We start from the raw sequence: 24,385 nt of genomic DNA, 5'->3' as shown, positions 1-24,385 counted from the left end.
TGGCCGCGTAGGCTGTCACCCCAATACAGGAATTTATAGTCATGTCTCTGACTAACGACCAAATCATCGAAGCAATCGGCGAAAAATCCGTTCTGGAAATCGTTGAGCTGATCAAGGCCATGGAAGAGAAGTTCGGCGTTTCCGCTGCCGCTGCTTCCGCTGGTCCAGCTGCTGTCGCTGCCGTTGTTGAAGAACAAACTGAATTCAACGTCATGCTGCTGGAAGCTGGCGAGAAGAAAGTTAACGTGATCAAGGCAGTACGTGAACTGACCGGTCTGGGCCTGAAAGAAGCCAAGGCTGTAGTTGACGGCGCTCCTGGCGTCGTTCTGGAAGCTGTTTCGAAAGACGCAGCTGACAAAGCAAAAGCCACTCTGGAAGAAGCAGGCGCTAAAGTCGAGCTGAAATAAGCATCGACTTTGCGTCTCCAGCCCGAGCGTTAAGCGAAAGGCTGATGGCTGGTGGCTCTTGCCACCGGCCTTTTTCCGTTATTGGCAGCCGACTGGGTCGGTGCTGATAGCGAGTTGTAACCACCCGATGCGGTGGCGCAAACCATGGGGTTTGCACGATTTTCTGGCTGCTCCCGTCGGGAGGGGCCAAACAAGCAGGTGACCAAGCTGGGGAACGCTGATGGCTTACTCATATACTGAGAAAAAACGTATCCGCAAGGACTTTAGCAAGTTGCCGGACGTCATGGATGTGCCGTACCTCCTGGCCATCCAGCTGGATTCGTATCGTGAATTCTTGCAAGCGGGAGCGACTAAAGATCAGTTCCGCGACGTGGGCCTGCATGCGGCCTTCAAATCCGTTTTCCCGATCATCAGCTACTCCGGCAATGCTGCGCTGGAGTACGTCGGTTATCGCCTGGGCGAACCGGCATTTGATGTCAAAGAATGCGTATTGCGCGGTGTAACTTACGCCGTACCTTTGCGGGTAAAAGTGCGCCTGATCATTTTCGACAAAGAATCGTCGAACAAAGCGATCAAGGACATCAAAGAGCAAGAAGTCTACATGGGTGAAATCCCCCTGATGACTGAGAACGGTACCTTTGTAATCAACGGTACCGAGCGTGTAATCGTTTCCCAGCTGCACCGTTCCCCGGGCGTGTTCTTCGACCACGACCGTGGCAAGACGCACAGCTCCGGCAAACTGTTGTACTCGGCACGTATCATTCCTTACCGCGGTTCGTGGTTGGACTTCGAGTTCGACCCGAAAGACTGCGTATTCGTGCGTATCGACCGTCGTCGCAAGCTGCCTGCATCGGTACTGCTGCGCGCGCTCGGCTATACCACTGAAGAAGTGCTCGACGCGTTCTACACCACCAACGTTTTCCACCTGAGCGGCGAAACCCTCAGTCTGGAACTGATTGCTTCGCGTCTGCGTGGTGAAATCGCTGTACTTGATATTCAGGACGAGAAGGGCAAGGTCATCGTTGAGGCTGGTCGCCGTATTACTGCGCGCCACATCAACCAGATCGAAAAAGCCGGTCTCAAGACCCTGGAAGTGCCTCTGGACTACGTCCTGGGTCGCACTACCGCCAAGGCCATCGTGCATCCGGCAACCGGCGAAATCCTGGCAGAGTGCAACACCGAGCTGAACACCGAGATCCTGGCAAAAATTGCCAAGGCCCAGGTTGTTCGCATCGAAACGCTGTACACCAACGATATCGACTGCGGTCCGTTCGTCTCCGACACTCTGAAGATCGACTCCACCAGCAACCAATTGGAAGCGCTGGTCGAGATCTATCGCATGATGCGTCCAGGCGAGCCGCCAACCAAAGACGCTGCCGAGACCCTGTTCAACAACCTGTTCTTCAGCCCTGAGCGCTATGACCTGTCTGCGGTCGGCCGGATGAAGTTCAACCGTCGTATCGGTCGTACCGAGATCGAAGGTTCGGGCGTGTTGTGCAAAGAAGACATCGTCGCGGTACTGAAGACTCTGGTCGACATCCGTAACGGTAAAGGCATCGTCGATGACATCGACCACCTGGGTAACCGTCGTGTTCGCTGCGTAGGCGAAATGGCCGAGAACCAGTTCCGCGTTGGCCTGGTACGTGTTGAGCGTGCGGTCAAAGAGCGTCTGTCGATGGCTGAAAGCGAAGGCCTGATGCCGCAAGACCTGATCAATGCCAAGCCAGTGGCTGCGGCGGTGAAAGAGTTCTTCGGTTCCAGCCAGCTTTCCCAGTTCATGGACCAGAACAACCCGCTGTCCGAGATCACCCACAAGCGTCGTGTGTCTGCACTCGGCCCTGGCGGTTTGACTCGTGAACGTGCTGGCTTTGAAGTTCGTGACGTACACCCGACTCACTACGGTCGTGTATGCCCGATTGAAACGCCGGAAGGTCCGAACATCGGTCTGATCAACTCCCTGGCTGCTTATGCGCGCACCAACCAGTACGGCTTCCTCGAAAGCCCGTACCGTGTGGTGAAAGACGCTCTGGTCACCGACGAGATCGTGTTCCTGTCCGCCATCGAAGAAGCTGATCACGTGATCGCTCAGGCTTCGGCCACGATGAACGACAAGAAAATGCTGATCGACGAGCTGGTAGCTGTTCGTCACTTGAACGAGTTCACCGTCAAGGCGCCGGAAGACGTCACCTTGATGGACGTATCGCCGAAGCAGGTAGTTTCGGTTGCAGCGTCGCTGATCCCGTTCCTCGAGCACGATGACGCCAACCGTGCGTTGATGGGTTCGAACATGCAGCGTCAAGCTGTACCAACCCTGCGCGCTGACAAGCCGCTGGTCGGTACTGGCATGGAGCGTAACGTAGCTCGTGACTCCGGCGTTTGCGTCGTGGCTCGTCGTGGTGGCGTTATCGATTCCGTCGACGCCAGCCGTATCGTGGTTCGTGTTGCTGATGATGAAGTTGAAACCGGTGAAGCTGGTGTCGACATCTACAACCTGACCAAATACACCCGCTCCAACCAGAACACCTGCATCAACCAGCGTCCGCTGGTGCGTAAAGGTGATCGGGTTCAGCGTAGCGACATCATGGCTGACGGCCCGTCCACCGACATGGGTGAACTGGCGCTGGGTCAGAACATGCGCATCGCGTTCATGGCCTGGAACGGTTACAACTTCGAAGACTCCATCTGCCTGTCGGAACGAGTTGTTCAAGAAGACCGCTTTACCACGATCCACATTCAGGAACTGACCTGTGTGGCACGTGACACCAAGCTTGGGCCAGAGGAAATCACTGCAGACATCCCGAACGTGGGTGAAGCTGCACTGAACAAACTGGACGAAGCCGGTATCGTTTACGTAGGTGCTGAAGTTGGCGCAGGCGACATCCTGGTTGGTAAGGTCACTCCGAAAGGCGAGACTCAACTGACTCCGGAAGAGAAGCTGTTGCGTGCCATCTTCGGTGAAAAAGCCAGCGACGTTAAAGACACCTCCCTGCGCGTGCCTACCGGCACCAAGGGTACCGTCATCGACGTACAGGTCTTCACCCGCGACGGCGTTGAGCGTGATGCTCGTGCGCTGTCGATCGAGAAGACTCAACTCGACGAGATCCGCAAGGACCTGAACGAAGAGTTCCGTATCGTTGAAGGCGCAACTTTCGAACGTCTGCGTTCCGCTCTGGTCGGCCACAAAGCCGAAGGCGGCGCCGGTCTGAAGAAAGGTCAGGACATCACCGACGAAGTTCTCGACGGTCTTGAGCATGGTCAGTGGTTCAAACTGCGCATGGCTGAAGATGCTCTGAACGAGCAGCTCGAGAAGGCTCAGGCCTACATCGTTGATCGCCGCCGTCTGCTGGACGACAAGTTCGAAGACAAGAAGCGCAAACTGCAGCAGGGCGATGACCTGGCTCCAGGCGTGCTGAAAATCGTCAAGGTTTACCTGGCAATCCGTCGTCGCATCCAGCCGGGCGACAAGATGGCCGGTCGTCACGGTAACAAAGGTGTGGTCTCCGTGATCATGCCGGTTGAAGACATGCCGCACGATGCCAATGGCACCCCGGTCGACGTCGTCCTCAACCCGTTGGGCGTACCTTCGCGTATGAACGTTGGTCAGATCCTTGAAACCCACCTGGGCCTCGCGGCTAAAGGTCTGGGCGAGAAGATCAACCGGATGATCGAAGAGCAGCGCAAAGTCGCTGAGCTTCGTAAATTCCTGGACGAGATCTACAACCAGATCGGCGGTCGTAACGAAGATCTGGATAGCTTCTCTGACCAGGAAATCCTGGATCTGGCGAAGAATCTGCGTGGCGGCGTTCCAATGGCCACTCCAGTGTTCGACGGCGCCAAGGAAAGCGAAATCAAGGCCATGCTGAAATTGGCAGACCTGCCAGAAAGCGGCCAGATGCAGCTGACCGACGGCCGTACCGGCAACAAGTTCGAGCGCCCGGTTACTGTTGGCTACATGTACATGCTGAAGCTGAACCACTTGGTAGACGACAAGATGCACGCTCGTTCTACCGGTTCGTACAGCCTGGTTACTCAGCAGCCGCTGGGTGGTAAGGCGCAGTTCGGTGGTCAGCGTTTCGGGGAGATGGAGGTCTGGGCACTGGAAGCATACGGTGCTGCTTACACTCTGCAAGAAATGCTCACAGTGAAGTCGGACGATGTGAACGGCCGTACCAAGATGTACAAAAACATCGTGGATGGCGATCACCGTATGGAGCCGGGCATGCCCGAGTCTTTCAACGTGTTGATCAAGGAAATTCGTTCCCTCGGCATCGATATCGATCTGGAAACCGAATAACACGTGACGCGAATCGAGAGCGGGGCAGGATTGCCCGCTCTCTGCTCCGCCAGGAGGAAAGGCCTTGAAAGACCTACTGAATTTGCTGAAAAACCAGGGTCAAGTCGAAGAGTTCGACGCCATCCGTATTGGATTGGCATCGCCTGAGATGATCCGTTCGTGGTCGTTCGGTGAAGTTAAAAAGCCGGAAACCATTAACTACCGTACGTTCAAACCTGAGCGTGACGGCCTGTTCTGCGCCAAGATCTTTGGCCCGGTAAAGGATTACGAGTGCCTGTGCGGTAAGTACAAGCGCTTGAAGCACCGTGGTGTGATCTGCGAGAAGTGCGGCGTTGAAGTCGCGCTGGCTAAAGTTCGTCGTGAGCGCATGGCGCACATCGAACTGGCTTCCCCAGTTGCCCACATCTGGTTCCTGAAATCGCTGCCGTCCCGTATCGGCTTGCTGATGGACATGACCCTGCGTGATATCGAACGCGTTCTCTACTTCGAGAGCTATGTCGTTATCGATCCAGGCATGACCACCCTTGAAAAAGGTCAGCTGCTCAACGACGAGCAGTACTTCGAAGCGCTGGAAGAGTTCGGCGACGATTTCGATGCCCGCATGGGTGCCGAAGCTGTCCGTGAACTGTTGCACGCTATCGATCTGGAACACGAGATTGGCCGTCTGCGTGAAGAAATTCCGCAAACCAACTCCGAAACCAAAATCAAGAAGCTGTCCAAGCGTCTGAAGTTGATGGAAGCCTTCCAGGGTTCCGGCAACCTTCCAGAATGGATGGTGCTGACCGTTCTGCCGGTTCTGCCGCCAGATCTGCGTCCACTGGTCCCGCTGGATGGCGGTCGCTTCGCGACTTCCGACCTCAACGATCTGTATCGTCGAGTGATCAACCGTAACAACCGCTTGAAGCGCCTGCTTGATCTGTCCGCTCCGGACATCATCGTGCGCAACGAAAAGCGTATGTTGCAGGAAGCTGTCGACGCACTGCTCGATAACGGTCGTCGTGGCCGCGCTATCACCGGTTCCAACAAGCGTCCTCTGAAATCCCTGGCTGACATGATCAAGGGTAAACAAGGTCGTTTCCGTCAGAACTTGCTCGGTAAGCGTGTTGACTACTCCGGTCGTTCGGTAATTACCGTAGGTCCGACCCTGCGTCTGCACCAGTGCGGTCTGCCGAAGAAAATGGCTCTCGAGCTGTTCAAGCCGTTCATTTTCGGCAAGCTGGAAATGCGTGGTCTCGCTACCACCATTAAAGCTGCCAAGAAGATGGTCGAGCGCGAACTGCCTGAGGTTTGGGACGTTCTCGCTGAAGTGATCCGTGAACACCCGGTTCTTCTCAACCGTGCACCGACCCTTCACCGTCTGGGTATCCAGGCGTTTGAACCGGTACTGATCGAAGGTAAGGCTATCCAGCTGCACCCGTTGGTCTGTGCTGCGTACAACGCCGACTTCGACGGCGACCAAATGGCCGTGCACGTACCGCTGACACTGGAAGCCCAGTTGGAAGCGCGTGCGTTGATGATGTCGACCAACAACATTCTGTCGCCAGCCAACGGTGAGCCAATCATCGTTCCGTCGCAGGACGTTGTATTGGGTCTGTACTACATGACTCGTGAAGCGATCAACGCCAAAGGCGAAGGTCGTGTGTTCGCGGATCTGCAAGAAGTTGACCGTGTGTTCCGTGCCGGCGAAGCCGCACTGCACGCCAAGGTCAAAGTGCGGATCAACGAAACTGTCAACGATCGTGATGGTGGCAGCGTCAAAAACACCCGTATCGTCGACACCACTGTCGGTCGTGCGCTGTTGTTCCAGGTTGTTCCACCTGGCCTGTCGTACGACGTCGTCAACCAGCCGATGAAGAAAAAGGCGATCTCCAAGCTGATCAACCAGTGCTACCGCGTGGTTGGTTTGAAAGAGACCGTGATCTTCGCTGACCAGTTGATGTACACCGGTTTTGCTTATTCGACCATCTCCGGCGTTTCCATCGGTGTTAACGACTTCGTTATCCCGGACGAAAAAGCCCGCATCATCAATGCTGCTACTGATGAAGTGAAAGAGATCGAAAGTCAGTACGCCTCCGGCCTGGTAACCCAGGGCGAGAAGTACAACAAAGTGATCGACCTTTGGTCCAAGGCGAACGACGAAGTTTCCAAGGCAATGATGGCCAACCTCTCGAAAGAGAAAGTCATCGACCGCCATGGCGTCGAAGTCGACCAAGAGTCTTTCAACTCGATGTACATGATGGCCGACTCGGGCGCACGGGGTTCTGCTGCGCAGATCCGTCAGCTCGCCGGTATGCGTGGCCTGATGGCCAAGCCGGACGGTTCCATCATCGAAACGCCGATTACTGCGAACTTCCGTGAAGGTTTGAGCGTACTTCAGTACTTCATCTCCACTCACGGTGCTCGTAAAGGTTTGGCGGATACCGCGTTGAAAACTGCGAACTCCGGTTACCTGACTCGTCGTCTGGTAGACGTGGCGCAGGATCTGGTTGTGACCGAGATCGATTGCGGCACCGAACATGGCTTGGTAATGACTCCGCACATTGAAGGCGGTGACGTTGTCGAGCCGCTGGGTGAGCGCGTATTGGGTCGTGTTATTGCCCGTGACGTGTTCAAGCCAGGTACCGAAGAAATCATCGTTCCTGCCGGTACACTGGTAGACGAGAAGTGGGTCGAGTTCATCGAGCTGAACAGCATCGACGAAGTGATCGTGCGTTCGCCGATCAGCTGCGAAACCCGCTACGGCATTTGCGCCAAGTGCTACGGCCGTGACTTGGCTCGTGGTCACCAGGTGAACATCGGTGAAGCGGTCGGCGTTATCGCTGCCCAGTCCATCGGTGAGCCGGGTACCCAGCTGACCATGCGTACGTTCCACATCGGTGGTGCGGCAAGCCGGACCTCCGCAGCCGACAGCGTTCAGGTGAAGAATGGCGGTACCGTCCGTCTGCACAACCTGAAGCACGTTGAGCGAGTGGATGGTTGCCTGGTTGCTGTGTCCCGTTCCGGTGAGCTGGCGATCGCTGATGACTTCGGTCGTGAGCGCGAGCGTTACAAGCTGCCGTACGGTGCTGTGATTTCGGTTAAAGAAGGTGACAAGGTCGACGCTGGCGCAATCGTGGCCAAGTGGGATCCGCACACTCACCCAATCGTTACCGAAATGAAAGGTACCGTGACCTACGTGGGCATGGAAGAAGGCATCACGATCAAGCGTCAGACTGACGAATTGACCGGTATGACCAACATTGAAGTACTCGACGCCAAAGACCGTCCAGCTGCCGGTAAAGATATCCGCCCTGCTGTGAAGATGGTTGATGACAACGGCAAGGATCTCTTGCTGCCGGGTACCGACGTAATTGCTCAGTACTTCCTGCCTGCTAACGCCCTGGTCGGTGTAGCGGACGGTGCGAAAATCGCGATCGGTGATGTTATCGCTCGTATTCCGCAAGAGACTTCGAAGACCCGTGACATCACCGGTGGTCTGCCGCGTGTTGCCGACTTGTTCGAAGCCCGTCGTCCGAAAGAAGCTTCGATTCTGGCGGAAGTCAGCGGCACCATCGCGTTCGGTAAAGAGACCAAAGGCAAGCGCCGTCTGGTTATCACCCCGAACGACGGTACCGATCCGTACGAAGAGCTGATTCCGAAGTGGCGTCACCTGAACGTCTTCGAAGGCGAACAGGTAAACCGCGGCGAAGTTATCTCCGACGGCCCGAGCGATCCACACGACATCCTGCGTCTGCTGGGTGTGAGTGCGCTGGCCAAGTACATCGTGAACGAGATCCAGGACGTTTATCGTCTGCAAGGCGTGAAGATCAACGACAAGCACATCGAGACCATCCTGCGTCAGATGTTGCGTAAGGTCGAAATCGCTGAGTCTGGCGATTCGACTTTCATCAAGGGCGACCAGATGGAGTTGACTCACGTTCTGGTAGAGAACGAGCGTCTGGCTGGCGACGAGAAATTCGTTTCCAAGTTCACTCGCGTGCTGCTGGGTATCACCAAGGCGTCGTTGTCCACCGAATCGTTCATCTCGGCGGCTTCCTTCCAGGAAACCACTCGCGTACTGACCGAAGCGGCGGTAACCGGCAAGCGCGATTACCTGCGCGGCCTGAAAGAAAACGTGGTCGTGGGTCGTCTGATCCCGGCGGGTACCGGTCTGGCTTATCACAGCGAGCGCAAGCGCCGCCGTGATGCTGACAAACCGTTGCGCGTAAGCGCCAGTGAAGTGGAAGCTGCACTGACCGAAGCGCTGAACTCGAGCGGTAACTGAGTTCTGCGGTAAATGAGCGTAAGGCCCTGGCCATTCCGTTCATCGAATCGAGACAATTTGTCGAGGTTGGATGAGTGGGGAGGTCGGGGCCTTGCCTTGACTGGGGGCAAGATCCTCTTTAGACTCTTGTACCCCTAAATTTGGCGGGAATTCGTTCCTGCCATTTTGCTTTTCTTGCAAGACAATAGCGTCGCAAGACAACAGTGGAGCTAGTAGATGGCAACTATCAACCAGCTGGTACGTCAGCCGCGTAAGCGTATCGTCGAGAAATCCGACGTGCCTGCGCTGCAGAACTGCCCGCAACGTCGTGGCGTATGCACCCGTGTGTATACCACCACGCCGAAAAAACCTAACTCGGCACTACGTAAAGTATGCCGTGTGCGTCTGACCAACGGTTTCGAGGTTTCCTCGTACATCGGCGGTGAAGGCCACAACCTGCAAGAGCACAGCGTGGTACTGATCCGCGGCGGTCGTGTAAAAGACTTGCCAGGTGTTCGTTACCACACCGTGCGCGGTTCTTTGGATACTTCCGGCGTTAAAGGTCGTAACCAGGGTCGTTCGAAGTACGGTACCAAGAAGCCTAAGTAGTAGCGGCTTTTTGTAAAAACTGATTTTCTATTTTTCTGAGTCGATAAGAGTAAGGTCGGAGGCGTCCCGAAAGGGCACCGATTCCGAGCGAACCTGAAGACCGTTTGAGGGCTTATCCATGCCAAGAAGACGCGTAGCAGCCAAGCGCGAAGTGCTTGACGATCCAAAATACGGAAGCCAAATCCTGGCCAAGTTCATGAACCACGTAATGGAAAGCGGCAAGAAAGCCGTTGCCGAGCGTATCGTTTATGGCGCGCTGGAGAAGGTTAAAGAACGCAAGAACAGCGACCCCCTGGAAATCTTCGAGAAAGCTCTCGACGCCATCGCTCCGCTGGTCGAAGTAAAGTCGCGCCGTGTAGGCGGTGCTACTTACCAGGTTCCGGTTGAAGTTCGTCCGTCCCGTCGTAACGCCCTGGCAATGCGCTGGTTGGTAGACTTCGCCCGCAAGCGCGGCGAGAAGTCTATGGCTCTGCGTTTGGCTGGCGAACTGTTGGACGCTGCCGAAGGTAAAGGTGCTGCAGTTAAGAAGCGTGAAGACGTGCACCGTATGGCTGAAGCCAACAAGGCTTTCTCGCACTACCGCTTCTAATTTTAGCGTCACTAATTTTGCGAGGGCTTTATGGCTCGTACTACACCGATTAATCGCTACCGTAACATTGGTATCGTTGCTCACGTGGATGCTGGTAAAACCACCACCACCGAGCGCGTCCTTTTTTACACTGGCAAAAGTCACAAGATGGGCGAGGTGCATGACGGCGCCGCGACCACAGACTGGATGGTGCAGGAGCAGGAGCGTGGTATTACCATTACTTCTGCTGCTATTACCGCCTTCTGGCAGGGTTCCGAGAAGCAGCACAAAGACCAATACCGCTTCAACGTTATTGATACCCCGGGCCACGTTGACTTCACTATTGAAGTTGAGCGTTCCCTGCGTGTACTCGATGGTGCGGTCGTTGTGTTCTGCGGCACCTCGGGTGTTGAGCCTCAGTCGGAAACCGTATGGCGTCAAGCCAACAAGTACGGCGTTCCACGTCTTGTTTACGTAAACAAGATGGACCGTGCTGGTGCCAACTTCCTGCGCGTGATCGGTCAGATCAAGCAGCGTCTGGGTCACACCCCGGTTCCAATCCAGTTGGCTATCGGTTCCGAAGACAACTTCCAAGGTCAGATTGATCTGATGGCCATGGAAGCTGTTTACTGGAATGACGCTGACAAAGGCATGGTTCCAGTTCGCAAGCCTATCCCTGCTGAACTGCAGGAACTGGCTGACGAGTGGCGCGGCAACATGGTTGAGGCTGCGGCCGAAGCCAGCGAAGAGCTGATGAACAAGTACCTCGAAGGTGAAGAACTCACCAACGAGGAAATCAAGGCCGCTCTGCGTCAGCGTACTATCGCTGGTGAGATCGTTCTGGCTGTTTGCGGTTCTTCCTTCAAGAACAAGGGTGTTCCCCTGGTTCTCGACGCCGTTATCGACTACCTGCCTGCTCCAAGCGACATTCCTGCCATCAAGGGTACTGACCCGGATGACGAGACTCAGGAAATGGAGCGTCACGCAGACGACAGCGAGCCGTTCTCGGCTCTGGCGTTCAAGATCGCTACCGACCCATTCGTGGGTACATTGACCTTTGTTCGAGTTTACTCGGGCGTGTTGGCCTCCGGCGACGGCGTGATCAACTCGGTTAAAGGCAAGAAAGAGCGCGTGGGTCGTATGGTGCAAATGCACGCAAACGCCCGTGAAGAAATCAAGGAAGTGCGCGCTGGTGACATCGCGGCCTTGATCGGCATGAAGGACGTCACCACTGGTGAAACTTTGTGCAACGCTGACAAGCCAATTATCCTGGTTCGCATGGACTTCCCGGAGCCGGTTATTTCGGTTGCCGTAGAGCCTAAGACCAAGGACGACCAGGAAAAAATGGGTATCGCTCTGGGCAAGCTTGCTCAGGAAGATCCATCTTTCCGCGTCAAGACTGATGAAGAGACTGGTCAAACGATCATCTCCGGCATGGGCGAGTTGCACCTGGACATCCTGGTTGACCGGATGCGCCGTGAGTTCAACGTCGAAGCCAACATCGGTAAGCCTCAAGTTTCGTACCGTGAGCGCATCACGAAGAGCTGCGAAATTGAAGGCAAGTTCGTTCGCCAGTCCGGCGGTCGTGGCCAGTTCGGTCACTGCTGGATTCGTTTTGCTCCTGCTGACGAAGGTCAGGAAGGTCTGCAATTCCTGAACGAAGTAGTGGGTGGTGTGGTTCCTAAGGAATACATCCCGGCTATCCAGAAGGGTATCGAAGAGCAGATGAAGAACGGCGTTGTTGCCGGCTATCCGCTGATCGGCCTGAAGGCTACCGTGTTTGATGGTTCCTACCACGACGTCGACTCCAACGAGATGGCGTTTAAAGTGGCTGCTTCCATGGCGACCAAGCAACTGGCCCAGAAGGGCGGTGGTGAGTTGCTTGAGCCGATCATGGCGGTAGAGGTTGTTACGCCTGAAGACTATATGGGTGACGTGATGGGCGACCTTAACCGTCGTCGCGGCATGATCCTGGGTATGGAAGACACGGTTTCCGGCAAAGTGATTCGCGCCGAGGTTCCGTTGGGTGAGATGTTCGGTTACGCAACCGACGTTCGTTCCATGTCCCAAGGTCGCGCAAGCTACTCTATGGAATTCAAAAAATACAATACAGCTCCGTCGCATATCGTCGAAACTGTTACCAAAAAACAAGGCTGATTCAGCCCCTTTAGGCTAGGAGTTAATTGTCGTGGCTAAAGAAAAATTTGACCGTACCCTCCCGCACGTCAACGTTGGCACCATTGGTCACGTCGACCACGGTAAAACCACACTGACCGCTGCTCTGACTCGCGTCTGCTCCGAAATTTTCGGTTCGGCCGTTGTTGCTTTCGACAAAATCGACAGCGCTCCGGAAGAAAAGGCTCGTGGTATCACCATCAACACCGCACACGTTGAATACAACTCGCTGATCCGTCACTACGCTCACGTTGACTGCCCAGGTCACGCTGACTATGTGAAGAACATGATCACCGGTGCTGCTCAAATGGACGGCGCTATTCTGGTTTGCTCGGCCGCTGATGGTCCGATGCCACAAACCCGTGAGCACATCCTGCTGTCCCGTCAGGTTGGCGTTCCGTACATCGTTGTCTTCCTGAACAAGGCTGACATGGTTGACGACGCTGAGCTGCTGGAACTGGTTGAGATGGAAGTGCGCGATCTGCTGAGCACTTACGACTTCCCAGGTGACGACACTCCGATCATCATCGGTTCGGCTCTGATGGCTCTGAACGGCCAAGACGACAACGAAATGGGTACCACCGCTGTTAAGCGCCTGGTAGAGACTCTGGACAGCTACATCCCAGATCCAGTTCGTGTTATCGACAAGCCGTTCCTGATGCCAATCGAAGACGTATTCTCGATCTCCGGTCGCGGTACTGTTGTAACTGGCCGTATCGAGCGCGGTATCGTCAAGGTTCAGGATCCACTGGAAATCGTTGGTCTGCGTGACACTACTGTCACCACCTGCACCGGTGTTGAAATGTTCCGTAAGCTGCTCGACGAAGGTCGTGCTGGCGAGAACTGCGGCGTGCTGCTGCGCGGCACCAAGCGTGACGACGTTGAGCGTGGCCAGGTTCTGGTCAAGCCAGGTTCGGTTAAGCCGCACACTACCTTCGAAGCTGAAGTGTACGTGTTGAGCAAAGAAGAAGGCGGTCGCCACACTCCGTTCTTCAAAGGCTACCGTCCACAGTTCTACTTCCGGACCACTGACGTGACCGGTAACTGCGAACTGCCGGAAGGCGTTGAAATGGTAATGCCAGGCGACAACATCAAAATGGTTGTCACCCTGATCAAAACCATCGCAATGGAAGATGGTCTGCGTTTCGCTATTCGTGAAGGCGGTCGTACCGTCGGCGCTGGCGTCGTAGCCAAAATCATCGCTTAATAAGTGATGACTTGAAAAAGCCCCCGCCTAGCGGGGGCTTTTTTATTGGGTTGACACTGTAGTAGCCCGTCTATAGAATTGCGCCTCCTTTTAACGGGCGTATTGCGCTCGCTGGGAATAGCAGCCGGAGTCTGAAATCCAATGCAAAATCAGCAAATCCGTATCAGGTTGAAGGCTTTTGACCATCGCCTGATCGACCAATCCACCCAGGAAATCGTGGAAACCGCGAAACGTACTGGTGCTCAAGTGCGTGGTCCAATTCCACTGCCTACCCGTAAAGAGCGGTTCACCGTTCTGGTCTCCCCGCACGTCAACAAAGACGCGCGTGACCAGTATGAGATCCGTACTCATAAGCGCGTTCTGGACATCGTCCAGCCAACGGATAAAACCGTTGATGCTCTTATGAAGCTTGATCTTGCGGCCGGTGTGGAAGTGCAGATCAGCCTCGGCTAAGACTCGGTCTTAGTCGTGTAACGCTCTGAAATGGGCGGCCATAGCGGGTGAAAGCCCCGTACACTCATGAGGTTTACAACATGACTATTGGTGTAGTCGGTCGTAAATGCGGTATGACCCGTATTTTCACCGAAGAAGGTGTCTCCATTCCGGTCACGGTCATTGAGATCGAACCGAATCGCGTCACCCAGTTCAAAACTGAAGAGACCGATGGCTATCGTGCAGTGCAAGTCACTGTAGGCGAGCGTCGTGCTTCGCGTGTTACAGCTGCTCAAGCTGGCCACTTCGCTAAAGCGAACGTTGCCGCTGGTCGTACCGTAATGGAATTCCGTCTTGAAGAAGGCGAGTACCAGGCCGGCGATCTGATCAACGCTGAAATCTTCGCCGCTGGTCAACTGGTTGATGTAACCGGTCAGTCCAAAGGTAAAGGCTTCCAGGGTACGATCAAGCGTTGGAATTTCCGCGGGCAAGATAATACCCACGGTAACTCCGTATCCCACCGCGTTCCAGGCTCTATCGGCCAGTGCCAGACTCCTGGTCGTGTATTCAAGGGCAAAAAAATGTCCGGTCATATGGGCGCTGAGCGCGTGACCGTGCAGTCCCTCGAAGTAGTGCGCGTGGACGCTGAACGCAATCTGTTGTTGGTCAAGGGCGCTGTTCCTGGCGCTACTGGCGGCAACTTGGTTGTACGTCCAGCAGCCAAGGCTCGCGGTTAAGGGGAAGCTGACATGCAATTAAATGTAAATGACGCTCAAGCGATCGAAGTTTCCGAACTGACATTTGGCGGCGAATTCAACGAGACGCTGGTTCACCAAGCAGTCGTGGCCTACATGGCCGGCGGCCGTCAAGGTAGCAAGCAGCAAAAGACCCGTTCCGACGTTCGTGGTGGCGGTAAGCGCCCATGGCGTCAGAAAGGTACTGGCCGTGCTCGTGCCGGTACTATCCGTAGCCCAATCTGGCGTGGCGGCGGTACCACTTTCGCAGCTCGTCCTCAGGATCACACCCAGAAGCTGAACAAGAAGATGTATCGCGCAGCAATGCGTTCCATCCTTGCTGAGCTGGTGCGTACTGATCGTCTGGTTGTGGTTCAGGACTTCGCTGTTGATGCACCGAAGACCAAAGATCTGCTGAGCAAACTGACTGGCATGGGCCTGACTGACGTCTTGATCGTGTCTGAAGTGGTTGATCAGAACCTGTACCTGGCTGCTCGTAACCTGCCACACGTTGATGTACGTGACGTGCAAGGTTCCGATCCAGTTAGTCTGATCGCATACGACAAGGTGTTGATCACCGTGTCGGCCGTGAAGAAATTCGAGGAGCTGCTGGGATGAACCAGGAACGCGTATTTAAAGTTCTGCTTGGCCCGCACGTTTCCGAGAAGGCTACGGTTCTGGCTGACAAGAAAGGCCAGTTCGTTTTCAAGGTTGCAACTGACGCAACCAAGCTGGAAATCAAGAAGGCCGTCGAAAGCCTGTTCAGCGTGAAAGTAGAGCGTGTTACTACCCTGAATGTTCTGGGTAAGAGCAAGCGCACTGCTCGCGGTCTGGGCAAGCGTAATGACTGGAAGAAGGCAGTTATCTCCCTTCAGCCAGGCCAAGATCTCGATTTCAGCAGCAGTGCTGAGTAAGGAAGGGGTGCATCATGGCAATCGTTAAATGCAAACCGACTTCCCCTGGCCGCCGTTTTGTGGTCAAGGTGGTCAACCAGGAGCTGCATAAAGGCGCTCCTCACGCACCGCTGCTCGAGAAAAAATCGAAGACTGGTGGTCGTAACAACAATGGTCGCATTACCACTCGTCACATCGGTGGTGGCCATAAGCAGCATTATCGTCTGGTCGATTTCCGTCGCAACGACAAAGATGGCATCTCTGCCACTGTCGAGCGTATTGAATACGATCCAAACCGTACTGCTCACATCGCTCTGCTGCTGTACGCAGATGGCGAGCGTCGCTACATCATCGCCCCTAAAGGCGTGAGTGCTGGCGACCAGCTGATCGCAGGTGCTCTGGCACCGATCAAGCCGGGCAACGCTCTGCAACTGCGTAACATTCCAGTTGGTAGCACCGTACACGGCATCGAATTGAAGCCAGGTAAAGGCGCGCAAATCGCTCGTTCCGCTGGTGCTTCGGCTCAGCTGATCGCTCGTGAAGGTGTCTACGTGACCCTGCGTCTGCGTTCTGGTGAGATGCGTAAAGTGCTGGCTGAATGCCGCGCGACCCTGGGTGAAGTCTCGAATTCCGAGCACAGCCTGCGTTCGCTGGGTAAAGCTGGTGCCAAACGCTGGCGTGGCGTTCGCCCAACCGTTCGTGGTGTTGCCATGAACCCGGTTGACCACCCACATGGTGGTGGTGAAGGTCGTACCTCTGGTGGTCGTCATCCGGTATCGCCATGGGGCTTCCCGACTAAGGGCGCGAAGACTCGTGGTAATAAGCGTACCGACAAAATGATCGTCCGTCGTCGCAAGTAAATAGAGGGATACGACAGTGCCACGTTCTCTGAAAAAAGGTCCTTTTATTGATCTTCACCTACTGAAGAAGATCGAAGTGGCGGCGGAAAAGAACGATCGCAAACCAGTTAAAACCTGGTCGCGTCGTTCGATGATCCTGCCACAAATGGTCGGTTTGACCATTGCAGTGCATAACGGTCGTCAACATGTTCCAGTTCTCGTGAACGAAGACATGGTCGGCCACAAACTGGGCGAGTTTGCCGGTACCCGCACATATCGTGGGCACGTGGCAGACAAGAAAGCCAAGCGTTAAGGGGTAAGGAACGATGGAAGTAGCCGCTAAGTTGTCGGGCGCTCGAATCTCCGCCCAGAAAGCCCGCTTGGTCGCCGACCAGATCCGCGGGAAGAAGGTGGGCGAAGCGCTCAACCTGTTGGCTTTCAGCAGTAAGAAAGCCGCCGAGATCATGAAGAAAGTGCTGGAGTCGGCCGTAGCCAACGCCGAGCATAACGAAGGCGCAGACGTTGATGACCTTAAAGTCAGCACCGTTTTCGTCAACGAAGGGCGTTCGCTGAAGCGAATCATGCCACGTGCCAAAGGCCGTGCTGATCGCATCGTCAAGCGGTCTTGCCATATCACTGTCAAGGTTGCTGACAAGTAACGGAGTCGAAGAGATGGGTCAGAAAGTACATCCCATTGGCATTCGCCTGGGAATCGTCAAGGAGCACACCTCCGTCTGGTACGCAGACGGTCGGACTTATGCGGACTATTTGTTCGCTGATCTGAAGGTGCGTGAGTATCTCCAAGACAAACTAAAAAGCGCGTCCGTAAGCCGTATCGATATCCATCGTCCGGCTCAAACTGCACGTATCACCATCCACACTGCTCGTCCGGGTATCGTTATCGGGAAGAAAGGTGAAGATGTTGAGAAACTGCGTCAGGACCTGACCAAACAAATGGGTGTGCCTGTGCACATCAATATCGAAGAAATCCGCAAGCCGGAGCTCGACGGTATGTTGGTTGCGCAGAGCGTAGCTCAGCAGCTGGAGCGTCGCGTAATGTTCCGTCGCGCTATGAAGCGCGCTGTACAGAACGCCATGCGCATTGGTGCCAAAGGCATCAAAATCCAAGTGAGCGGTCGTCTCGGCGGTGCTGAAATCGCACGTACTGAATGGTATCGCGAAGGTCGTGTGCCACTGCACACCCTGCGTGCCGACATCGACTATGCCAACTACGAAGCTCACACCACTTATGGTGTGATCGGTGTAAAGGTTTGGATCTTCAAAGGCGAAGTAATTGGTGGTCGCCAAGAAGAGCTGAAGCCACAAGCACCAGCGCCTCGTAAAAAAGCTGCTAAGTAAGGGGTACGCCAAATGTTGCAACCAAAGCGTACGAAGTTCCGCAAGCAGATGACAGGCCACAACCGTGGTCTGGCTCAGCGCGGTAGCAAAGTCAGCTTCGGCGAGTTCGCGCTGAAGTCTGTAGCTCGTGGTCGTCTCACCGCTCGTCAGATCGAGTCAGCGCGTCGTGCTCTGACCCGCCACGTTAAACGTGGTGGCAAGATCTGGATCCGTGTATTCCCGGACAAGCCTATTTCCAAAAAGCCACTCGAAGTTCGGATGGGTAAAGGTAAGGGTAGTGTGGAGTACTGGGTTGCCCAGATTCAGCCAGGCAAAGTCCTGTATGAAATCGAGGGTGTTACTGAAGAGCTGGCGCGTGAGGCTTTTGCCTTGGCTGCTGCAAAGCTGCCGCTCGCCACTGCCTTCGTTAAACGGACGGTGATGTGATGAAAGCGAACGAACTTCGTGAAAAAGACGCGCCGCAGCTTAACGAGCAACTGCTCGGCCTGCTGCGCGACCAGTTCAATCTGCGCATGCAGAAAGCAACTGGCCAGTTGGGGCAGTCTCACCTGCTCCGGCAAGTTAAGCGTGACATCGCTCGCGTGAAGACTGTGCTCAAACAGCAGGCAGGTAAGTAATCATGGCTGAAGCCGAAAAAACCGTCCGTACGCTGACTGGCCGTGTTGTCAGCGACAAAATGGACAAGACCATCACCGTTCTGATCGAGCGTCGCGTTAAGCACCCGATCTACGGTAAATACGTTAAGCGTTCGACTAAGCTGCACGCGCACGACGAAACCAATCAGTGCCACATCGGCGACAAAGTCACTATTCGTGAAACTCGTCCTTTGGCCAAGACCAAGTCTTGGGCGCTGGTTGATGTTCTCGAACGCGCTGTGGAAGTCTAAGGACTAGGGGTCGGAGAAATTATATGATTCAGACTCAATCCATGCTCGATGTGGCCGATAACAGCGGCGCTCGCCGTGTTATGTGCATCAAGGTGCTGGGTGGCTCCCATCGTCGTTACGCTGGTATCGGTGACATCATCAAAGTTACCGTGAAGGAAGCAATTCCTCGCGGTAAAGTGAAAAAAGGCCAAGTGATGACTGCTGTTGTAGTCCGCACTCGTCACGGCGTACGTCGTGCTGATGGCTCCATTATCCGCTTTGATGGCAACGCTGCTGTTCTTCTGAACAACAAGCAAGAGCCGATCGGCACCCGTATCTTTGGGCCAGTGACTCGTGAGCTTCGTACTGAGAAGTTCATGAAGATCGTCTCGCTCGCCCCAGAAGTGCTGTAAGGAGATCCGACATGCAAAAGATTCGTCGTGACGACGAGATCATCGTGATCGCCGGCAAAGACAAAGGTAAGCGCGGTAAGGTGCTTAAGGTTCTCGCTAATAACCGTCTGGTTATTGGTGGTCTGAACCTGGTTAAGCGTCATACCAAGCCTAACCCGGCGTCGGGCGTACAAGGCGGTATCGTCGAAAAAGAAGCTCCACTGGACGCTTCTAACGTCGCCATTTTCAACGGCGAAACCAACAAGGCTGACCGCGTTGGTTTCAAAGTAGAAGACGGCAAGAAAATTCGTGTCTTCAAGTCGACCCAAAAAGCGGTTGATGCTTGAACACTGCTAGGTAGAAGACCATGGCACGACTAAAAGAGATTTACTGGAAGGAAATCGCACCGAAGCTTAAGGAAGAACTTAAGCTTTCGAACGTGATGGAAGTTCCACGCGTTACCAAAATCACCCTGAACATGGGTCTGGGCGAAGCGGTCGGTGACAAAAAAGTCATCGAGCACGCTGTTGCCGACCTGGAAAAGATCACCGGTCAGAAAGTTGTTGTGACTTACGCTCGGAAATCCATCGCTGGCTTTAAAGTCCGTGAAGGTTGGCCGATCGGCGTCAAAGTGACCCTGCGCCGTGAGCGTATGTACGAATTCCTGGATCGTCTGCTGTCGATCTCCCTGCCTCGGGTCCGCGACTTCCGCGGCCTGAATGCCAAGTCCTTCGATGGTCGTGGTAACTACAGCATGGGCGTTAAAGAGCAGATCATCTTCCCGGAAATCGACTACGACAAGATCGATGCTCTCCGCGGTCTGGACATTACCCTGACCACCACTGCCAAGAACGATGATGAAGGTCGCGCGCTGCTGCGTGCTTTCAAATTCCCGTTCCGCAACTGATTGGAGTAGGAAAATGGCCAAGATGAGCATGAAAAACCGCGAGCTGAAGCGTCAGCTCACGGTTGCCAAGTACGCCAAAAAGCGTGCAGCACTGAAAGCTATCATCGTTGATCTGAACGCAAGTCCAGAAGCGCGTTGGGAAGCTACAGTAGCTCTGCAGAAGCAGCCACGTGACGCAAGCGCCTCGCGCATGCGTAACCGCTGCCGCCTGACCGGTCGTCCACACGGCGTTTACCGCAAGTTCGGCCTCGGCCGTAACAAATTGCGTGAAGCTGCAATGCGTGGTGACGTACCTGGTCTGGTTAAAGCCAGCTGGTAAGTACTTTCGAAGTCTCGGTGGTCAGGATCGCAAGATACTGACCGCCGGTGGCCTTGAATCTGGAACAAGCCCCTTTTGGGGCTTGTTTCATTTCCGGAGTATGTCTAAAATACGCGGCTCGCCTGAGCCCGTGTGTTTTATGCTCGGAGATTCTCGGTGACATATGTAGCCGCAAGGCTAATTTTTTTGTATTAGGAGCGTCTAGCCCATGAGTATGCAGGACCCGTTAGCGGACATGCTAACTCGAATCCGTAATGCCCAGATGGCTGAAAAGTCCGTCGTAAGCATGCCATCTTCTACTTTGAAGGTAGCTGTTGCCAAAGTCCTGAAAGACGAAGGCTACATTGCGGGTTATCAGATCAGCAGCGAAATCAAACCACTGCTGTCTATCGAGCTGAAGTACTTCGAAGGCCGTCCGGTTATCGAAGAAGTGAAGCGCGTTAGCCGTCCAGGCCTGCGTCAGTACAAGTCCGTCGATGATCTGCCAAAAGTTCGTGGCGGTCTCGGTGTCTCTATCGTCTCCACCAACAAAGGTGTGATGACGGATCGTGCTGCGCGCGCTGCCGGTGTCGGCGGCGAAGTTCTTTGCACTGTGTTCTAAGGGGGGATAAGCATGTCACGCGTCGCTAAGAACCCCGTTAAGCTGCCAGCCGGTGTCGAAGTCAAATTCGCAGGCCAACAGCTTTCGGTGAAGGGTGCCAAGGGCACTCTCGAACTGAACATCCATTCGTCCGTTGAGATCGTTGAAGAAGCTGGTGAGCTGCGTTTCGCTGCTCGCAATGGCGATCAACAAACTCGCGCAATGGCTGGTACCACTCGTGCGTTGGTAAACAACATGGTCCAAGGCGTAAGCCAAGGCTTCGAGCGCAAGCTCCAGCTGGTCGGTGTTGGTTACAAAGCGCAAGCAAAAGGCACAGTGCTGAACCTGGCTCTTGGCTTCTCGCACCCAGTGGATTATGAACTGCCGGAAGGCATCACCGCTGAGACTCCTAGCCAGACCGATATCCTGATCAAGGGCATCGATAAGCAGCTGGTAGGTCAAGTGGCCGCCGAGATCCGCGACTTCCGTCCACCAGAGCCGTACAAAGGCAAAGGTGTGCGCTACGCGGACGAAGTCGTCCGTCGTAAAGAAGCCAAGAAGAAGTAGGGCATAGCAAATGACCGACAAAAAAGTTACTCGACTGCGTCGCGCTCGCAAAGCACGCCTGAAAATGCACGAACTCGAAGTCGTGCGTCTCTGCGTGTTCCGCTCGTCGCAGCACATCTACGCCCAGGTCATTTCGGCCGACGGCAACAAAGTCCTGGCATCTGCCTCGACTTTGGATAAAGAACTGCGTGATGGCGCCACTGGCAACATCGACGCGGCCACTAAGGTTGGCCAGCTGGTCGCTACGCGTGCTAAAGCCGCTGGCGTCTCGCAGGTGGCTTTCGACCGCTCTGGCTTCAAGTACCACGGCCGCGTCAAGGCGCTGGCTGATGCTGCTCGTGAAGCTGGGCTGGAGTTCTAAGTTATGTCAAATAACGACCAAAAGCGCGACGAAGGCTACATTGAGAAGCTGGTTCAAGTTAACCGCGTAGCCAAAACCGTAAAAGGCGGCCGTATCTTCACTTTCACCGCGTTGACCGTGGTTGGTGATGGTAAAGGGCGTGTTGGCTTCGGCCGTGGCAAGTCACGTGAAGTGCCTGCTGCGATCCAGAAGGCAATGGAAGCTGCTCGCCGCAACATGATCCAAGTTGATCTGAACGGCACCACTCTGCAGTACGCAATGAAGTCCGGTCACGGCGCTTCGAAGGTGTACATGCAGCCTGCTTCTGAAGGTACCGGTATCATCGCTGGCGGCGCTATGCGTGCTGTCCTCGAAGTTGCTGGCGTTCAGAACGTTCTGGCCAAGTGCTACGGCTCGACTAACCCGGTAAACGTGGTTCACGCCACTTTCAAAGGTTTGAAAGCTATGCAGTCTCCTGAGTCCATTGCCGCCAAGCGTGGCAAAAGCGTCAAGGAGATCTTCTGATCATGGCTACCGTTAAAGTTACGCTGATCAAAAGCATGACCGGCCGCATCCCTAACCACAAACTGTGCGTTAAGGGTCTGGGTCTGCGTCGCATCGGTCACACTGTAGAAGTACTTGATACTCCCGAGAATCGCGGGATGATCAACAAGGCTTACTACATGCTGCGTGTCGAGGGTTAATCGATGAAACTCAATGATCTGAGTCCAGCGCCGGGTTCCCGTCGCGAAAAGCATCGTCCGGGCCGTGGTATCGGTAGTGGTTTGGGCAAGACCGGTGGCCGTGGCCACAAAGGTCAGTCCTCTCGCTCCGGTGGCACCATTGCTCCAGGCTTTGAAGGCGGTCAACAGCCGCTGCATCGTCGCCTGCCGAAGTTCGGTTTCGTTTCCCTGAAAGCCATGGACCGCGCAGAAGTGCGTCTGTCCGAGCTGGCTAAAGTGGAAGGCGACATCGTCACCGTGCAGTCCCTGAAAGATGCCAACGTGATCAACGTCAACGTACAGCGTGTGAAAATCATGCTGTCCGGCGAAGTTACTCGCGCTGTTACCATCGGAAAGGGAATCGGCGCCACCAAAGGTGCGCGTGCGGCTATCGAAGCAGCTGGCGGCAAGTTCGAGGAATAAATGGCTAAGCAAGGTGCTCTCTCTGCGCTCGGCAAAGGCGGTATGTCTGAACTCTGGGCTCGTCTGCGTTTTCTATTCTTGGCGATTATCGTCTATCGAATAGGCGCACACATCCCGGTTCCAGGTATCAACCCGGACCGACTCGCGGACCTGTTTCGACAGAATGAGGGGACCATTCTTAGCTTGTTCAACATGTTTTCCGGCGGCGCGCTGGAGCGGATGAGCATCTTTGCACTGGGGATCATGCCGTACATTTCGGCATCGATCATCATGCAACTGATGACCGCCGTCAGCCCGCAGCTGGAGCAGTTGAAGAAGGAAGGTGAAGCTGGCCGTCGCAAGATCAGCCAGTACACCCGCTACGGCACTGTCGTCCTCGCTCTCGTTCAGGCAATTGGCATGTCCATTGGTCTGGCGGGGCAGGGCGTTGCGTTCACTGGTGACTTTGGCTTCCATTTCGTCGCGGTATCCACTTTTGTGGCTGGTGCGATGTTCATGATGTGGCTGGGTGAGCAGATTACTGAGCGTGGTGTTGGCAACGGTATCTCGATGTTGATTTTTTCGGGTATCGTCGCCGGTCTTCCGAGAGCGATCGGGCAGTCTTTCGAGTCTGCGCGACAGGGTGATATCAACATCTTCGCCCTGGTTGCCATCGGTTTGCTGGCAGTAGCGATTATCGGTTTCGTGGTGTTCATTGAGCGTGGTCAGCGTCGTATTGCTGTTCACTACGCCAAGCGTCAGCAGGGCCGCAAGGTCTTCGCTGCGCAGACTAGCCACTTGCCGCTGAAGGTGAACATGGCCGGTGTTATTCCGGCCATTTTCGCGAGCAGCATTTTGCTGTTCCCGGCTTCGTTGGGTGCCTGGTTCGGTCAGTCTGAAGGTATGGGCTGGTTGCAGGACATCTCGCAGTCGATCGCTCCTGGTCAGCCGTTGAATATTCTGCTGTTTAGTGCAGGGATTATTTTCTTCTGCTTCTTCTATACGGCGTTGATGTTCAATCCGAAAGACGTAGCGGAAAACCTGAAGAAGTCCGGTGCCTTTATTCCGGGCATCCGTCCAGGTGAGCAGTCTGCGCGCTACATTGATGGCGTTCTGACTCGCTTGACCATGTTCGGTGCTCTTTACATGACGGCCGTGTGCCTGCTGCCCCAGTTCCTGGTGGTTGCAGCAAACGTACCGTTCTACCTTGGCGGGACCTCGTTGCTGATCGTCGTCGTGGTTGTGATGGACTTCATGTCCCAAGTACAATCGCACCTCGTTTCGCACCAGTACGAATCCCTGATGAAGAAAGCCAACCTGAAGGGTTACGGCAGCGGCATGTTGCGCTGAGTACCCATAAGGTTCGAGGAGTTGGTGATGAAAGTTCGTGCATCGGTGAAAAAGCTGTGCCGTAACTGCAAGATTATTCGCCGCGAAGGTGTTGTTCGAGTAATTTGCAGCGCGGAACCGCGTCACAAACAGCGCCAAGGCTGAGTGTGATTGTGCTTCAAGCCCGGTAGCTAGTGCGCTA

The 24,385-nt window shown here is 54.9% G+C and carries 30 protein-coding genes; all 30 read left to right on the top strand.

Annotated elements, in window-relative coordinates:
* Positions 1–41 precede the first annotated feature (41 nt).
* The 30 genes from rplL (at position 42) to rpmJ (ending at position 24,348) form a co-directional block, all read left to right on the top strand.
* Positions 42–407: a 50S ribosomal protein L7/L12 gene (gene rplL / locus ACA059_RS28620; RefSeq protein WP_008145490.1), complete on the top strand. Its 366-nt coding sequence runs from the start codon at positions 42–44 to the stop codon at positions 405–407.
* Positions 408–627: 220 nt separating this feature from the next.
* Complete coding sequence (gene rpoB / locus ACA059_RS28615) at positions 628–4,701, top strand: DNA-directed RNA polymerase subunit beta (RefSeq protein ID WP_219097508.1); 4,074 nt, start codon at positions 628–630, stop codon at positions 4,699–4,701.
* Between the two features lie 64 nt (positions 4,702–4,765).
* On the top strand, positions 4,766–8,965 hold the full coding sequence (gene rpoC / locus ACA059_RS28610) for a DNA-directed RNA polymerase subunit beta' (RefSeq protein ID WP_008145492.1): 4,200 nt from the start codon (positions 4,766–4,768) through the stop codon (positions 8,963–8,965).
* 216 nt (positions 8,966–9,181) lie between these two features.
* Positions 9,182–9,553 (top strand): 30S ribosomal protein S12, encoded by a 372-nt coding sequence (rpsL, locus tag ACA059_RS28605; protein WP_002555494.1) that lies wholly within the window; start codon positions 9,182–9,184, stop codon positions 9,551–9,553.
* Positions 9,554–9,671: 118 nt separating this feature from the next.
* Positions 9,672–10,142 (top strand): 30S ribosomal protein S7, encoded by a 471-nt coding sequence (gene rpsG, locus ACA059_RS28600; RefSeq protein ID WP_002555493.1) that lies wholly within the window; start codon positions 9,672–9,674, stop codon positions 10,140–10,142.
* A gap of 30 nt (positions 10,143–10,172) precedes the next feature.
* Positions 10,173–12,278, top strand: a complete 2,106-nt coding sequence (gene fusA, locus ACA059_RS28595) for an elongation factor G (RefSeq protein ID WP_056743438.1) — start codon at positions 10,173–10,175, stop codon at positions 12,276–12,278.
* Between the two features lie 31 nt (positions 12,279–12,309).
* Positions 12,310–13,503, top strand: a complete 1,194-nt coding sequence (tuf, locus tag ACA059_RS28590) for an elongation factor Tu (RefSeq protein ID WP_046047317.1) — start codon at positions 12,310–12,312, stop codon at positions 13,501–13,503.
* Positions 13,504–13,644: 141 nt separating this feature from the next.
* Positions 13,645–13,956 carry a 30S ribosomal protein S10 gene (gene rpsJ / locus ACA059_RS28585; protein WP_003186070.1) on the top strand — a complete coding sequence of 104 codons (312 nt, stop codon included), beginning with the start codon at positions 13,645–13,647 and terminating at the stop codon, positions 13,954–13,956.
* An 80-nt stretch (positions 13,957–14,036) separates the two neighbouring features.
* Positions 14,037–14,672, top strand: a complete 636-nt coding sequence (rplC, locus tag ACA059_RS28580) for a 50S ribosomal protein L3 (RefSeq protein ID WP_003186059.1) — start codon at positions 14,037–14,039, stop codon at positions 14,670–14,672.
* A gap of 12 nt (positions 14,673–14,684) precedes the next feature.
* Positions 14,685–15,287: a 50S ribosomal protein L4 gene (rplD, locus tag ACA059_RS28575; RefSeq protein WP_095630591.1), complete on the top strand. Its 603-nt coding sequence runs from the start codon at positions 14,685–14,687 to the stop codon at positions 15,285–15,287.
* Positions 15,284–15,583, top strand: a complete 300-nt coding sequence (gene rplW / locus ACA059_RS28570) for a 50S ribosomal protein L23 (RefSeq protein ID WP_002555488.1) — start codon at positions 15,284–15,286, stop codon at positions 15,581–15,583. The genes rplD and rplW overlap by 4 nt, the downstream gene beginning before the upstream one ends.
* Before the next feature lie 14 nt (positions 15,584–15,597).
* The gene (gene rplB, locus ACA059_RS28565; RefSeq protein ID WP_003176423.1) at positions 15,598–16,422 is read left to right on the top strand and encodes a 50S ribosomal protein L2; all 825 of its coding nucleotides are present in this window, start codon (positions 15,598–15,600) and stop codon (positions 16,420–16,422) included.
* A 16-nt stretch (positions 16,423–16,438) separates the two neighbouring features.
* Positions 16,439–16,714 carry a 30S ribosomal protein S19 gene (gene rpsS, locus ACA059_RS28560; RefSeq protein WP_002555486.1) on the top strand — a complete coding sequence of 92 codons (276 nt, stop codon included), beginning with the start codon at positions 16,439–16,441 and terminating at the stop codon, positions 16,712–16,714.
* A gap of 13 nt (positions 16,715–16,727) precedes the next feature.
* Positions 16,728–17,060, top strand: a complete 333-nt coding sequence (gene rplV, locus ACA059_RS28555) for a 50S ribosomal protein L22 (protein ID WP_003103908.1) — start codon at positions 16,728–16,730, stop codon at positions 17,058–17,060.
* 13 nt (positions 17,061–17,073) lie between these two features.
* Positions 17,074–17,760, top strand: coding sequence for a 30S ribosomal protein S3 (rpsC, locus tag ACA059_RS28550; RefSeq protein WP_003176422.1), 687 nt, complete (start codon positions 17,074–17,076; stop codon positions 17,758–17,760).
* Positions 17,761–17,772: 12 nt separating this feature from the next.
* The gene (rplP, locus tag ACA059_RS28545; protein WP_008145497.1) at positions 17,773–18,186 is read left to right on the top strand and encodes a 50S ribosomal protein L16; all 414 of its coding nucleotides are present in this window, start codon (positions 17,773–17,775) and stop codon (positions 18,184–18,186) included.
* Entirely contained in the window at positions 18,186–18,377 is a 192-nt protein-coding gene (gene rpmC / locus ACA059_RS28540; RefSeq protein ID WP_008030901.1) for a 50S ribosomal protein L29, read from the top strand. Before rplP ends, rpmC begins: the two co-directional genes overlap by 1 nt.
* A gap of 2 nt (positions 18,378–18,379) precedes the next feature.
* Entirely contained in the window at positions 18,380–18,646 is a 267-nt protein-coding gene (rpsQ, locus tag ACA059_RS28535; protein WP_003176419.1) for a 30S ribosomal protein S17, read from the top strand.
* Positions 18,647–18,669: 23 nt separating this feature from the next.
* Positions 18,670–19,038: a 50S ribosomal protein L14 gene (rplN, locus tag ACA059_RS28530; RefSeq protein WP_002555479.1), complete on the top strand. Its 369-nt coding sequence runs from the start codon at positions 18,670–18,672 to the stop codon at positions 19,036–19,038.
* A gap of 11 nt (positions 19,039–19,049) precedes the next feature.
* Positions 19,050–19,364, top strand: a complete 315-nt coding sequence (gene rplX, locus ACA059_RS28525; RefSeq protein WP_008145498.1) for a 50S ribosomal protein L24 — start codon at positions 19,050–19,052, stop codon at positions 19,362–19,364.
* 20 nt (positions 19,365–19,384) lie between these two features.
* Positions 19,385–19,924: a 50S ribosomal protein L5 gene (gene rplE / locus ACA059_RS28520; RefSeq protein ID WP_003176415.1), complete on the top strand. Its 540-nt coding sequence runs from the start codon at positions 19,385–19,387 to the stop codon at positions 19,922–19,924.
* Between the two features lie 13 nt (positions 19,925–19,937).
* Positions 19,938–20,243: a 30S ribosomal protein S14 gene (gene rpsN / locus ACA059_RS28515; protein WP_003176414.1), complete on the top strand. Its 306-nt coding sequence runs from the start codon at positions 19,938–19,940 to the stop codon at positions 20,241–20,243.
* Positions 20,244–20,451: 208 nt separating this feature from the next.
* Positions 20,452–20,844, top strand: a complete 393-nt coding sequence (gene rpsH, locus ACA059_RS28510; protein ID WP_003186040.1) for a 30S ribosomal protein S8 — start codon at positions 20,452–20,454, stop codon at positions 20,842–20,844.
* 12 nt (positions 20,845–20,856) lie between these two features.
* Positions 20,857–21,390 (top strand): 50S ribosomal protein L6, encoded by a 534-nt coding sequence (gene rplF, locus ACA059_RS28505; protein ID WP_003176412.1) that lies wholly within the window; start codon positions 20,857–20,859, stop codon positions 21,388–21,390.
* A 10-nt stretch (positions 21,391–21,400) separates the two neighbouring features.
* Positions 21,401–21,751 (top strand): 50S ribosomal protein L18, encoded by a 351-nt coding sequence (gene rplR / locus ACA059_RS28500; protein ID WP_003186037.1) that lies wholly within the window; start codon positions 21,401–21,403, stop codon positions 21,749–21,751.
* Between the two features lie 3 nt (positions 21,752–21,754).
* Positions 21,755–22,255, top strand: coding sequence for a 30S ribosomal protein S5 (gene rpsE / locus ACA059_RS28495; protein WP_007943782.1), 501 nt, complete (start codon positions 21,755–21,757; stop codon positions 22,253–22,255).
* A gap of 2 nt (positions 22,256–22,257) precedes the next feature.
* Entirely contained in the window at positions 22,258–22,434 is a 177-nt protein-coding gene (rpmD, locus tag ACA059_RS28490; RefSeq protein WP_003186033.1) for a 50S ribosomal protein L30, read from the top strand.
* Positions 22,435–22,437: 3 nt separating this feature from the next.
* Positions 22,438–22,875, top strand: coding sequence for a 50S ribosomal protein L15 (gene rplO / locus ACA059_RS28485; protein ID WP_007896782.1), 438 nt, complete (start codon positions 22,438–22,440; stop codon positions 22,873–22,875).
* Complete coding sequence (secY, locus tag ACA059_RS28480) at positions 22,876–24,204, top strand: preprotein translocase subunit SecY (protein WP_003228718.1); 1,329 nt, start codon at positions 22,876–22,878, stop codon at positions 24,202–24,204.
* 27 nt (positions 24,205–24,231) lie between these two features.
* On the top strand, positions 24,232–24,348 hold the full coding sequence (gene rpmJ, locus ACA059_RS28475) for a 50S ribosomal protein L36 (protein WP_002555468.1): 117 nt from the start codon (positions 24,232–24,234) through the stop codon (positions 24,346–24,348).
* The last annotated feature ends 37 nt before the right edge of the window (positions 24,349–24,385 follow it).

This window comes from Pseudomonas sp. LBUM1647 (assembly GCF_059716175.1).
This window is presented reverse-complemented; position numbering and strand designations above follow the sequence as displayed.

What these genes read in the sequence shown, in the direction of transcription:
- rplC (WP_003186059.1), top strand. Translation starts at nt 14,037, where the DNA reads ATGACTATTGGTGTAGTCGGTCGTAAATGCGGTATGACCCGTATTTTC.
- fusA (WP_056743438.1), top strand. Translation starts at nt 10,173, where the DNA reads ATGGCTCGTACTACACCGATTAATCGCTACCGTAACATTGGTATCGTT.
- rplE (WP_003176415.1), top strand. Translation starts at nt 19,385, where the DNA reads ATGGCACGACTAAAAGAGATTTACTGGAAGGAAATCGCACCGAAGCTT.
- rplN (WP_002555479.1), top strand. Translation starts at nt 18,670, where the DNA reads ATGATTCAGACTCAATCCATGCTCGATGTGGCCGATAACAGCGGCGCT.
- rplP (WP_008145497.1), top strand. Translation starts at nt 17,773, where the DNA reads ATGTTGCAACCAAAGCGTACGAAGTTCCGCAAGCAGATGACAGGCCAC.
- rpoB (WP_219097508.1), top strand. Translation starts at nt 628, where the DNA reads ATGGCTTACTCATATACTGAGAAAAAACGTATCCGCAAGGACTTTAGC.
- rplX (WP_008145498.1), top strand. Translation starts at nt 19,050, where the DNA reads ATGCAAAAGATTCGTCGTGACGACGAGATCATCGTGATCGCCGGCAAA.
- rpmD (WP_003186033.1), top strand. Translation starts at nt 22,258, where the DNA reads ATGGCTACCGTTAAAGTTACGCTGATCAAAAGCATGACCGGCCGCATC.
- rplO (WP_007896782.1), top strand. Translation starts at nt 22,438, where the DNA reads ATGAAACTCAATGATCTGAGTCCAGCGCCGGGTTCCCGTCGCGAAAAG.
- rpsL (WP_002555494.1), top strand. Translation starts at nt 9,182, where the DNA reads ATGGCAACTATCAACCAGCTGGTACGTCAGCCGCGTAAGCGTATCGTC.
- rpsN (WP_003176414.1), top strand. Translation starts at nt 19,938, where the DNA reads ATGGCCAAGATGAGCATGAAAAACCGCGAGCTGAAGCGTCAGCTCACG.
- rplV (WP_003103908.1), top strand. Translation starts at nt 16,728, where the DNA reads ATGGAAGTAGCCGCTAAGTTGTCGGGCGCTCGAATCTCCGCCCAGAAA.
- secY (WP_003228718.1), top strand. Translation starts at nt 22,876, where the DNA reads ATGGCTAAGCAAGGTGCTCTCTCTGCGCTCGGCAAAGGCGGTATGTCT.
- rplB (WP_003176423.1), top strand. Translation starts at nt 15,598, where the DNA reads ATGGCAATCGTTAAATGCAAACCGACTTCCCCTGGCCGCCGTTTTGTG.
- rpsC (WP_003176422.1), top strand. Translation starts at nt 17,074, where the DNA reads ATGGGTCAGAAAGTACATCCCATTGGCATTCGCCTGGGAATCGTCAAG.
- rplR (WP_003186037.1), top strand. Translation starts at nt 21,401, where the DNA reads ATGACCGACAAAAAAGTTACTCGACTGCGTCGCGCTCGCAAAGCACGC.
- rpsJ (WP_003186070.1), top strand. Translation starts at nt 13,645, where the DNA reads ATGCAAAATCAGCAAATCCGTATCAGGTTGAAGGCTTTTGACCATCGC.
- rplL (WP_008145490.1), top strand. Translation starts at nt 42, where the DNA reads ATGTCTCTGACTAACGACCAAATCATCGAAGCAATCGGCGAAAAATCC.
- rpmJ (WP_002555468.1), top strand. Translation starts at nt 24,232, where the DNA reads ATGAAAGTTCGTGCATCGGTGAAAAAGCTGTGCCGTAACTGCAAGATT.
- rpmC (WP_008030901.1), top strand. Translation starts at nt 18,186, where the DNA reads ATGAAAGCGAACGAACTTCGTGAAAAAGACGCGCCGCAGCTTAACGAG.
- rplF (WP_003176412.1), top strand. Translation starts at nt 20,857, where the DNA reads ATGTCACGCGTCGCTAAGAACCCCGTTAAGCTGCCAGCCGGTGTCGAA.
- rplD (WP_095630591.1), top strand. Translation starts at nt 14,685, where the DNA reads ATGCAATTAAATGTAAATGACGCTCAAGCGATCGAAGTTTCCGAACTG.
- rpsG (WP_002555493.1), top strand. Translation starts at nt 9,672, where the DNA reads ATGCCAAGAAGACGCGTAGCAGCCAAGCGCGAAGTGCTTGACGATCCA.
- rpsE (WP_007943782.1), top strand. Translation starts at nt 21,755, where the DNA reads ATGTCAAATAACGACCAAAAGCGCGACGAAGGCTACATTGAGAAGCTG.
- rpsQ (WP_003176419.1), top strand. Translation starts at nt 18,380, where the DNA reads ATGGCTGAAGCCGAAAAAACCGTCCGTACGCTGACTGGCCGTGTTGTC.
- rpsH (WP_003186040.1), top strand. Translation starts at nt 20,452, where the DNA reads ATGAGTATGCAGGACCCGTTAGCGGACATGCTAACTCGAATCCGTAAT.
- rplW (WP_002555488.1), top strand. Translation starts at nt 15,284, where the DNA reads ATGAACCAGGAACGCGTATTTAAAGTTCTGCTTGGCCCGCACGTTTCC.